The organism is SAR324 cluster bacterium (assembly GCA_029245725.1).
GTDB lineage: Bacteria > SAR324 > SAR324 > SAR324 > NAC60-12 > JCVI-SCAAA005.
The window spans coordinates 1-11,211 of record JAQWOT010000157.1; the positions used below are offsets into that span (position 1 = coordinate 1).

9 protein-coding genes are annotated in these 11,211 nt (G+C 37.9%); all 9 read left to right on the top strand.

Translation table 11 applies throughout. The features are described 5' to 3' along the window. The coding region (locus tag P8O70_07970; protein ID MDG2196813.1) for a sulfatase-like hydrolase/transferase at positions 1-942 on the top strand (942 nt) is incomplete at its 5' end. Further along, positions 939-2,423, top strand: coding sequence for a M81 family metallopeptidase (locus P8O70_07975; GenBank protein ID MDG2196814.1), 1,485 nt, complete (start codon positions 939-941; stop codon positions 2,421-2,423). The genes P8O70_07970 and P8O70_07975, both read left to right, overlap by 4 nt. 64 nt (positions 2,424-2,487) lie before the next feature. Continuing rightward, entirely contained in the window at positions 2,488-4,173 is a 1,686-nt protein-coding gene (locus P8O70_07980) for an ABC transporter substrate-binding protein (GenBank protein ID MDG2196815.1), read from the top strand. 31 nt (positions 4,174-4,204) lie between these two features. Beyond that, positions 4,205-5,209, top strand: a complete 1,005-nt coding sequence (locus P8O70_07985) for an ABC transporter permease (GenBank protein MDG2196816.1) — start codon at positions 4,205-4,207, stop codon at positions 5,207-5,209. 171 nt (positions 5,210-5,380) lie between these two features. After that, a complete protein-coding gene (locus tag P8O70_07990; protein MDG2196817.1) occupies positions 5,381-6,061 on the top strand; it encodes an ABC transporter permease in 681 nt (226 codons plus the stop codon). A gap of 110 nt (positions 6,062-6,171) precedes the next feature. Beyond that, positions 6,172-7,836: an ABC transporter ATP-binding protein gene (locus P8O70_07995; GenBank protein ID MDG2196818.1), complete on the top strand. Its 1,665-nt coding sequence runs from the start codon at positions 6,172-6,174 to the stop codon at positions 7,834-7,836. Between the two features lie 1,033 nt (positions 7,837-8,869). After that, positions 8,870-9,778 (top strand): substrate-binding domain-containing protein, encoded by a 909-nt coding sequence (locus tag P8O70_08000; GenBank protein ID MDG2196819.1) that lies wholly within the window; start codon positions 8,870-8,872, stop codon positions 9,776-9,778. An 82-nt stretch (positions 9,779-9,860) separates the two neighbouring features. Then, positions 9,861-10,601 carry an ATP-binding cassette domain-containing protein gene (locus tag P8O70_08005; protein MDG2196820.1) on the top strand — a complete coding sequence of 247 codons (741 nt, stop codon included), beginning with the start codon at positions 9,861-9,863 and terminating at the stop codon, positions 10,599-10,601. Positions 10,602-10,605: 4 nt separating this feature from the next. Then, a partial coding sequence (locus P8O70_08010) for an ABC transporter permease (GenBank protein ID MDG2196821.1) occupies positions 10,606-11,211 on the top strand: 606 nt, incomplete at its 3' end.

Below are 11,211 nucleotides of genomic sequence, written 5' to 3' on the forward strand. Positions count from 1 at the left end.
CACCAACCCTATGTATGTCAAACGGAGGTTTACCAGAAATTTAGAGAAAAAGTAAAATTACCTCAGATTAAAGAAAAAAATTTAGAAGATTACCATCCTTATTTACAATGGTGGAAAAAAAACACAGGTTCAGTCAAAATAACTGATGAAGAAAACTTAAGATGTAAAGCTGCTTATAATGGTCTTATTTCCAGCCTTGACAGTATGATAGGTGAAATCATAAATTGCCTGAAAAAAAACGAAATCTTTAATGATACAATTATAATTTACACATCAGATCATGGGGATCAATTAGGTGAACATGGATTCTGGTGGAAACAAACATTTTATGAAGATTCAGTGAAGGTGCCCACAATAATTTCGTACCCCAAAGTCCTGAGGTCTAATATCGAAGTAAATGAAGTAATTAACCATTTTGATATTACAGCAACCATGTTAGACCTGACAGACTCACCAGCACTGCCAAGATCTCAAGGAAAATCTTTAAAAAATCTGTTAACTGGCGATAGCAATTCGTGGGAGAACATTGCCACTTCAGAATACTGCATGGATGATTCAGACTTTGCAAATATATCAGGTAATCTAGGAGGTAAAGACGTTCACGCAAAACCTGGAGGGGTTCAAAACAAAATGATTAGATGTGATGAGTGGAAGTTGGTTTTTTACGAAGGATATGAACCGCAGCTTTTTAATTTAATTGAAGATCCTCATGAGCTATTTGATAGAAGTGCAGATTCTGAAAATAAAGAGATTAAAGAATTCCTAATAAATGAAATTCTCACAGGCTGGGATCCAGTAGCAATTCACAAAAGAATGATTGATTTAAAAAAAGATCAACTTATCCAACAAGAATGGGCAAAATTTACGGATCCAAATGATACTTTAAGATGGGATTTAAATCCTTCAAATGATTCATCAAGGCTGGATCAAGTTGACCTATGAAAATTGCTATTGGTGGAATTTTTACTGAAAGTAATCAATTTTCATTGAACCCCATAACTTTAAATGAGTTCAAGCGAGGAGGCATCTTTTACGGTAGTGAATTCTACCAAGCGAGAGTCCCTACCTTACGCGGCTGCATTGAGGGGCTCAATGAGGAGAAAGCTGAAATCATTCCACTGCTCTATGCCTCTGCGAGCCCAGGAGGCAAGATTACATTAGATTCCTTTGAGGAACTATATGGTGACCTGATGGCAAGACTTCGGAAAAATATGAATCTAGACGGATTGATTCTCAACATGCATGGTGCTGCCATTCTTGAGGATGGATCGCACCTCGATTCTACTGTACTAGAAAGAATTCGAGCAGAACTCAGTAAAATACCAATTTTTATTACTGTAGATTTACATGCTTACATCACTGAAAAATTAGTTAAGAGTTGCGATGCGATTCTAGCCTGGAACACTTATCCCCACAGAGATATGTTTGACATCGGAAAAAAAGCAGCCAAACTCCTCTCAAGAACAATTAGAGGTGAAATCGAACCAAAAATGGTGTTTTCCGGAGTAAATGTCATCACTAGCGCAATCAATGCCTCGACAGATGGATCTGGGCCTTTTGCAAAGTTGATGACAGAACAATTAAACGCTGCAGCGGCTCAGGATGATATCCTCTCAGCCAGCCTTTTTTTATGTCAGCCTTATCTTGATCAACCAAAAATGATGAGTGGGTCGCTAATAATTTCAAATAATAATCACCAAAAAGCCAAAAGAATTTCTTATGAATTTGCTCAAAAATACTGGTATGCCCGCTGGGAATTTCTTTCAGAAACCAAGAGTGCAGTCCAAGTCTTAAGTGCTATCGAAAGTGAAGACTACGAGCACCATATTCTTGTGGAGGCCAGTGATTGCTGTGGCGGTGGTGCGATTGGTGACAGCATCCACACCATCCGGCAGCTTATTCGACGAAGCTCTGAACTGAAAAGCTTAAGTACTGTTGTCGACGAAAAAGCCGTTGATAAATTAAGGGATCATAAGATTGGTGCCTTCATTAAACTGAAAATTGGCCACCAAGCCGATACGATATGGGGTAGCCCGATTGAAGAAACTTTTGAGATTGTAGATAAATCATCTGGTCGATTTACCTATCAAGGAGGTATTTGGGAAGGGGAGACTGGAGACATGGGTGAGTCATATTTGTTGAAAAAAGAGGAAAACTACATATTGATCAATTCTAAGCCAACCTATGAATGGGCTGGTGAACAATACCAGGCATTGAATTTGGACTTGAATAATTACAAGTACATTTTGGTAAAAAACCCCATGAATTACAGAAATTTAAAACTTACAGGAAGGACCAAATACCATAGAATCGATGAGCCAGGTCCTACACCTATAAAAGTTGAAGAGTTGCCATTTACCAAAAATAAGGAGTTTTTTCCGAAAAATTTGGAAGAGAAAATGGTCATTAGACAATACTTTTAAATGGAATGCCTATGAAATGATTGAGAAATATTTTACCAATTCTAATTACACTAATGAGATAATCATGTTTAATGCGAAAAATTTATTTTTGTACATTCTTTCTCTTTTTTTACCATTCGCCCTAGTTGCAAAGGAGGTTCCTAGAGAAAAAACTGTAATTGTTGGGAGCAGGGGGATTACAGCTAAAGAGGTGTGGAGTCCATATTTACTAGGTGGAAACCATCAGAAAGGTGTGAGCTTCTTCTATGAGCCGCTTTATTTTGCAGATAATTTAAATGGTCATCAGTATCCATGGCTTGCAGAAAGCTACTCCTTTAATGCTGATGCTACGAGATTGACATACAACATCAGAAAGGGTGTCTTCTGGAGTGATGGTAAAGAATTTAATGCCAGTGACGTAGCCTTTTCACTGAAAAAACTCTCTGAGTTAGGCTCTGATGTTAGATTAGGTGGAAACTACAAAACCTTTATCAAAGATGTGGAACTGATTTCTGCAACTGAAGTAGTCATCCATTTTCATGCCCCTGCACCTAGATTTCATGATGAAGTGATCGCTCAAAAAGGAGACAGTGGATTTTTTGTGGTTCCAGAGCATGTCTGGTCCAGTGTAGATTGGCCTCAATACACTAATTACAACAAAGGTAGCGGCCCAGTAACAACTTCACCCTGGAGATTGAATTATTCAGATGAGAACCGCCGTGTTCTTGATCGAGTTGATTCCTGTGATGACTATTGGGGTTGCAAAACGGGCTTTATCAATCTTCCAGAGCCAGAGCGATACATTTGGCTAAGAATGGAAGATGATACAAGCATGGCATCTGCAGTCATCAAAAATGAAATTGATCAGACTCATGACCTGAGAGTTGAATTGATTCAACAGGCAATCGAAAAAAATGAATTGGTGACAACATGGAGCGGTCGTGAAAAGGGACCATATGGTTTGGTTTCCTGGTGGCCATCCTCTCTGTATGTCAACAACAGGGACAAACACCTATCAAAACCCAATGTCAGATGGGCAATCAGTAAGTTTATTGATCGCGACAAAGTAAATGATTTTGCTTTCGCAAACAATGGCCAGATTTCTCGTTATCCGTGGCCAGCTTTTAAGGGTCTGAGCGACATAACCGCGTCCGTCGACTCATTGGGAGTGGATACAAATGAATATGATCCCACCCAGGCTGAAGAGCTTCTGTTGGATGCTGGATATACTAAAAAGAGAGGTTTTTGGGTAGATGCCAGTGGGAACAAAATTACTTGTAACATCGTTGCATTTGGAATTTTCAGCGATATCGGCCCGGTCATCGCGCAAACACTTGTCAATGCAGGCATCGAATCATCGTACTCTGAGCCACCTGATGCTATCGATCAACTGACCACCGGTAAATACAATTGTAGTATCTTTGGTCATAACGGCTCCCAAACCGGTTCTATCTATACTACTCTCAGTATGTACACAACTGACAACTCTCAAAATCGATGGGGTTACTCCAATAGTGAATATGATGAGGTAGTGAAAAAGATTGCGACAAGTGCTAATGAAAATGAGATCACTGAACTCACAAAACAAGCAATGCAAATTTGGTTAAGAGACCTTCCAGATATACCATTGACTGAGTTCTTTAATCGTTTTGCAATTAGCGAAAAGTATTGGACTAACTGGCCAACGATGACTAACGACCCATATATGAATGGTCTGCATCTACATACTGGTATGGCTTATACTTTATTTAAATTGAAAGCAAGAAACTAACTCACTTGAATTGCTGAATTGGATCACTTGAATGAACATTGTTTACTATATTAGAAGAATATTTTTATTTATTATTGTAATTATCACAGCAATAAGTCTGAATTTCTTCTTACCAAGATGGACAGGTCAAGATCCAGTTCAGCAAAAGATTGTTCAACTCGAGATTGAATCTGGTGGTGGGGGAGGAGAGAAAAGTGAGTTAATAGAAAGCTACAGAAAAAAGTTTGGGTTAGATAAGTCACTGGCTGATCAATATCTAACTTACGTATTTAGTACGCTCAAACTAGATTTCGGTTACTCAATTTCTCTCTACCCTTCAAAAGTTGGCGATCTCATTGGTAGAGCATTGCCTTGGACTTTGGGTTTGCTCACAGTCTCGACTTTAATAAGTTTCCTGGTCGGATCACTGGTTGGCGCGTATTTGACATGGTCACGCGGGAAGATAATCCTAGAAAGTATTATTCCCATCCTGTTTGTTTTCTCAGCGATCCCCTTTTATTTATTAGGATTGGTTCTCATATGGTTATTTGCATTTGAACTAAGCTGGTTTCCATTGTTCGGAGGATACAGGCCAACAACCATTCCAGATAACAGTTTAAAATTCTTTTTTGAGATCCTAGAGCATTCTATTCTGCCTGCCTTCTCAATAATCTTGGCTCAAAGTGGATTTTGGGCTTTGGGGATGCGATCAATGATGGTGACCACCAAAGGTGAAGATTACATGACTTTGGCTGAGGCAAAGGGCTTAAATTCTAAACGAATTTTTTTCAACTACGGAGTAAGAAATGCGATTTTACCTCAAGTAACTGCGCTTGCACTTTCACTATCGCACATCATTAGTGGAGCTATTCTAGTTGAGATTGTGTTTTCTTATCCAGGTATTGGGTCTCTTCTTTACCAGGGTATCAAAGCTTTCGACTATTTCATAATCCAAGGTGTGGTTTTTATTTTGGTAATTTCTATCGCATTTTCAATGTTATTGATTGATTTAATTTACCCCTTAATTGATCCAAGAGTAAAAATTTCAAATCTGTGATAATCAAAAAGAATGATAAAATATTTAAGTAGAAATTTTACTTTAGTTCTGGGGCTTGGGATTCTTTTAATTTCATCATTCGTTTGGTTGGCATTCTATTTAGTTGTTGATTTTAATCATGCACAGGCTCTCTCTTTCAGGCCCTCACAACCACCATCCATGGAACATTGGTTGGGCACTGATAGGATGGGTAAAGACGTTTTAACTTCAATTGTGATAGGGACTCCTCAAACAATTCAAATTGGTATAGTTGCGGGAGGTATTGGTATCTTGCTCGGAGTGATTCTTGGATTCACGGCAGGTTTTTTTGGTGGAATTGTTGACTATATTATCAAATTTATTGTTGACGTTTTTCAAAGTATCCCACCACTGGTTGTACTCATAATATTTGCCATTTCAATTCCTGGAGATATGACAATCTTGCAATTGTCATTGATAGTCGGGGTTACGTCTTGGCTTGGACCAACGAGGGTGCTGCGGTCACAAGTGCTTGTTATGAAAGAACTTAATTATGTGTCACTGTCGAGATTTTCTGGATTGCCATCTTGGAAAATTATTTTCATGGAAATTCTTCCCAACCTGCTTCCATACGTAATGGCCAATTTTGTGATGACTGTGGCTGGGGCAATCTTGGCATCAATTGGTATAGAAGCTTTGGGTTTGGGTGCATTTTCTTCGAATTCTCTGGGTATGACAATTTATTGGAACATTTGGTATTCATCAATGCTTCAGGGGTGGTGGTGGTGGTGGTCACCTCCAATATTGATCATAATCCTTGTTTTCATCTCACTATATTTGATATCGCAGGGTTTAGATGAGTGGGCAAATCCACGCCTCAAAACCAAATTTTAGTAATGCACTGTGTAAAGTATTAACTGAAAGAGTTTGAATTGAATTTCATTATTCTAAAAACCAAAGCGCATCTTTTACATAATAAATAGATAATTTTACTTTGATCTTGTATGTCCCAGCCTCTCATTAAGATAGATAATTTAACTATTGAATATAACAGTTACGGCAAAGCTTTCAAAGCTGTCGATGACGTGAGCATGGACATATATGAGAATGAGAAAATAGCGCTTGTTGGAGAATCCGGTAGCGGTAAGACCACACTAGCTATGGCAATTTTGCGTATGTTGAAGCCTCCTGGTGAGATCACATCAGGTAAGATTTTACATAAGAATTCAAATCTTATCGATTTAAAGGCGGAGGAGATGCGATTGAGGCGTTTAAGTGAATTTTCATTGATAACACAAGCATCAATGAACTCACTTAATCCAGTTCTGAGAATCAAAGAGCAATTGTTGGATGGTCTTTTGGATCATGGAAAATTGAATAAAGATGAAAACAACTCAAATATTCGATCAGTACTTGATCAGGTCCAGCTCCCTCATTCTGTTCTAAACATGTATCCACATGAGTTGAGTGGGGGAATGAAACAACGCGTTTCGATAGCTTGTGCAATTCTTCTTAATCCAAATTTTATAGTTGCAGATGAACCTACCAGCGCCTTAGATGTCATTATTCAGAGACAGGTCATTTCAACGTTATTTAGTATACAAAAGAAATATCGCACATCAATTTTACTAATTGGTCACGATTTAGGCCTAGTTATTCAATTTGCCGACAGAATAGCTGTGATGCACAATGGAAAAATTGTTGAGTTGAAGAAAACGGAAGAGCTTCTAGCTTCAGCATCACATTGGTACACCAAAACTCTTTTACAGAGTGTCCCCAGCTTTGAGGAAGAACCAAAATCTTTAATTAAATATAACAATCTGAAGAGTGCTAATAAGTCTTCTTCAGAAAAAAAAATTACTATCTCTCTCAGGAATGTCTTTAAATCTTATGAAACCTCTCTTTTTGGTTCAAAGAATAATTTCGCGCTCAAGAATATAAATTTTGAATTTAATAACTTTGAACCATCAATCATTGGTATTGCTGGCCAAAGTGGTAGTGGAAAATCAACATTAATGCAGATTTTGTTGGGAACACTTTCACAAACTTCTGGTCAAGTTTTACTGAATGAAAAACCACTACTGCAATATGTGAAGAGGAATCAGAAAAAATATTTACTTCAAGTCCAGCCAATATTTCAGGATCCCTATGGAGTGTATAATCCTTTCTATAAAGCCATCCATTTTCTTCGAGAAACTGCAGTTAATCTAAACCTTATTCAACATCCAAAGTATATTGATAGTTTTGTTGAAGAAATTTTGCGAGACGTGGGTCTAGACTTTAATGAATTGAAAGAACGTTATCCCCACGAACTGAGTGGTGGTCAAAGGCAGAGGCTAATGGTTGCGCGGGCACTCATGGTTAAACCTCAATTCATCCTAGCTGATGAGCCAGTTTCGATGATTGATGCCTCTTTGCGGGCAAGCATACTTGAGAACATACAAACACTTAAGAAACAATATGGTATTACTGTAATTTATATCACCCATGATTTGACCACTGCCTTTCAGATTTGTGACACACTTAACGTAATGTATCAGGGAGAAATCGTTGAATCAGGCCTTTGTAAAGAGGTTATTCTTAGGCCAAAACATTCATATACTAAGTCTCTCATCTCATCCATTCCAAGCAAAAATAAAACCTCAAATTGGATGCAAACTTCTCCATAGAATTTATTGTTGGCTAAATATTTTGGTAATTGGACACATTTCTCCAATCCTTTCTTGATAAACACCTTTTAGTTCTTTTCCTGTTTTAGCTAAGTAACAACGGTCCGCTGTTGTACAGCGCTAGACAGTTTTCAACGTCTATCCACTCGTTACTAAAGAGATCAGTGATCAAGGAGTTATTGAAAATAGAATCTGCTGGTAGTATTGCAGGCTCTCGTACTGGAATTAGATTTTGAAGTGGATTGTGGCAGAGGTGCAAAGGAGCTAGTAATAGTATGATTGAAGTTTGTGAGGTTTATCCTTCGACCACCATAATATATTTTCAATCTACATCCTCAACTTCTTGGCAAATAGAAAAAGCTGATTCTGTTCATAGAACTCCTTTAGACAGTGCTCTGGGATTGTTATGTAGCGATAGGTGGTCCATGACTGGTTACTGCTTCGACATGTCTACATTATGACCACTGTTGACTGCAAGGATTAGTGTTCCCGAAAGTTACTGCTGTTTTGGATAGCCCACCAGGCAGACTCATAAGCCTCTCTGACAAAACAACCTGATCTAGAATCTCCTTTAGGCGAATCTCTGGGCAATTTTAGATTTTGAAAATCATGGAGGGGCTCACTTCTCCTGAGTATGTCTGGCAAAGCTCACGGTCGTGTTTTAGCTGAGGTTTGAAATCAAACTTAGAAGCTGTTGAGGCGATTGTTTTAACTTGTGAAACTCCCTTTCGTGAAATTTGAGGAAAATATATTTAATAAAAGAATTGATTCCTAACTGATCCATAAGGTATGCAGTCAATAGAGCAAAACTTAATTTCTTTGATGGGCGTGCTGGTGCAAGAAGAAAATGATTACAATCTAAAGATAGTACATATCAAAATATTTTAGTTTGATATTTTATTAAAATGAATTATCAACTGTTAGTCTTATTTTTCATTGTAGAGACTGTGTTTCGACTAAATTGGAAAGGAGGTGTCATAAATTAATATTAATGATTTTGAAACTGTTAATTCTTAATTTCAATGAGGTATCAATGTTAGTAAAAAGAATAACATTATTATTTATAATGTTGATTTCTGCAGGCTTTGTTTTTGCGAAAACAATAGCTCTAGTGCAAATTAATCAGCAGGCTCAATTCTTCACTGATATGAACAGAGGAGCAGAAGCTGAAGCAGCTAAACTTGGACATAAACTGGTAATCTATAATGCCAATAATGACCCGGCTGCACAAAATAACGCGATTGAAACCTACATTCAGCAAAAAGTGGATGGTCTAATCGTGGTGGCCATTGACACAAATGGGATCATGCCTGCAGTCATACAAGCTGCAAATGCTGGTATTCCTGTAGTTGCGGTGGACGCCATATTGCCTGATGGACCACAGATTGCCCAAGTGGGAGTCAATAATTATGGTGCTGGCGTGTTGATCGCAAACGCATTTTTGGATTATGTTTCCAAAGAAATGGGTGGCGAAGCGAGTATTGGAATTGTCGGTGCTTTAAATTCTACAATCCAAAATGTTCGGCAAAAAGGGTTTACTGATACGCTCAGCAAAAACTCTAATGTGAATATTGTTGGAGTAGTGGATGGCAGAAACGTAAGTGAGCAAGCAATGGCTGCATCAGAAAATCTCTTCACTGCCAATCCCTCAATGAATGCTGTTTACGCTACAGGTGAACCTGCATTAATTGGTGCCGTTGCAGCAACTGAGGCACAAGGACTTGAAGGTGATATCAAGATTTTTGGATGGGACCTTACCTCGCATTCAATCAATGGAATTGACAAAGGTTATGTCATTTCTGTTGTTCAGCAGTCCCCATACGGCATGGGTCAATATGCTGTAGGTGCTTTGAACGATAATTTTAATGGAAAGATGAGCCCAAGAGTTGTTGATGTGCCAATCACACTGGTCAACAAATCAAATGTAGGGCAATTTAAGTAAATCATCCAAAATAGAGAGGGCTTTTTGTCCTCTCTGTCCTAGCTAAAATTCGAAAAGTTATATTTTATATTGTTAGTAAAAAATGGATAAAAACATTGTTGAAATGCAAAATATCAAAAAAACTTTTGGCAATGTTGAGGCTCTTCGAGGAGTTAATCTTTATCTGAAAGAAGGTGAAGTACTTGGGTTGGTTGGAGATAATGCGGCAGGAAAGTCTACACTTACCAAAATATTGGCTGGAGCAATCGAACCAACAGAAGGTGATATTATCGTCAACGGAGAGAAAGTGATTTTTAAAAATCCAGTTGATGCAAAATCGAAGAAAATTGAGATGGTTTATCAAGATTTAGCTTTATGCAACTCAATCGATGTATCTGGGAATATTTTTTTGGGTCGTGAAAAAATTATACAAATTCTTGGTATTAAGTTTCTGAAAAAGAAGGAAATGCAGGAAGAGACTAAAGATATTTTAGATGATTTAGCTATCAAAGTTAAATCAGTAAGTTCAAAAGTTGAGTTCTTATCTGGAGGACAAAGGCAGAGTATAGCCATTGGCAAAGCTGTAGCATCAAATCCAAAAGTTTTAATTATGGATGAGCCCACATCTGCTCTTGCAGTTGCAGAAGTTGAGTCCGTATTAAATCTGATTAAAAAGGTTAAAAGTCTAAAAGTATCAGTGATTCTGATAACTCATCGCTTACAAGATATATTCAAAGTTTGCGACCGTATAATGGTCATGTATGAAGGTAAAAATGTGGCTGAGAGAAAAATTAATGAAACAGATCTTTCTGAAATAGTTTCATTAATTGTTGCAGAGCATTAAAATCATGATGCGTAATCAATTTGTCAGGGAAAATATTGCTGTAATTAGTATTTTTCTGTTTTTTATAGTTGTTGTCACATTTTTTTCAATTAGCGCTGAAGCTTTCTTCTCAAAAAGGAACATACTTAATTTATTGAGACAGAGTGCACCAGTTTTGATAGCTGCCTGTGCAATGACATTTGTAATCACTACCAAAGGAATTGATCTTTCAATTGGTTCTACACTGGCAATCATTAATGCCCTCTGCGCGGTTCTTTTACAATTAGGATGGGATTGGACAATAGTATTAGTCAGTTTACTTTTTCTCGGAATGATTCTTGGTGGTTTCCAAGGTTATTTCATAGCTTATGAAGGCATTCCAGCCTTTATCGTTACACTCGCTGGAATGAGCGTCATTAGAGGCTTTGCTCTTCTGATGACTGAGGGCTTCACGATTCCTATCTCAGGTGACATTCCAATTGTTCAATTGGGCCGAGGATGGCTATATGGTATGCCGATACCCGCTCTAATCGTAATTTTCATCGCTATTTCCGGCTTTATTCTGATGGAGCTCACAACTTTTGGGAGGTATGTCACAGGTATAGGATCCAACCAAGAATCAGTTCGAAGA

Bases quoted from the DNA above. Each gene is read 5' to 3' on its own strand.
- P8O70_07975 (MDG2196814.1), top strand. From the start codon at position 939: ATGAAAATTGCTATTGGTGGAATTTTTACTGAAAGTAATCAATTTTCA.
- P8O70_07980 (MDG2196815.1), top strand. From the start codon at position 2,488: ATGTTTAATGCGAAAAATTTATTTTTGTACATTCTTTCTCTTTTTTTA.
- P8O70_07985 (MDG2196816.1), top strand. From the start codon at position 4,205: ATGAACATTGTTTACTATATTAGAAGAATATTTTTATTTATTATTGTA.
- P8O70_07995 (MDG2196818.1), top strand. From the start codon at position 6,172: ATGTCCCAGCCTCTCATTAAGATAGATAATTTAACTATTGAATATAAC.
- P8O70_08000 (MDG2196819.1), top strand. From the start codon at position 8,870: ATGTTAGTAAAAAGAATAACATTATTATTTATAATGTTGATTTCTGCA.
- P8O70_08005 (MDG2196820.1), top strand. From the start codon at position 9,861: ATGGATAAAAACATTGTTGAAATGCAAAATATCAAAAAAACTTTTGGC.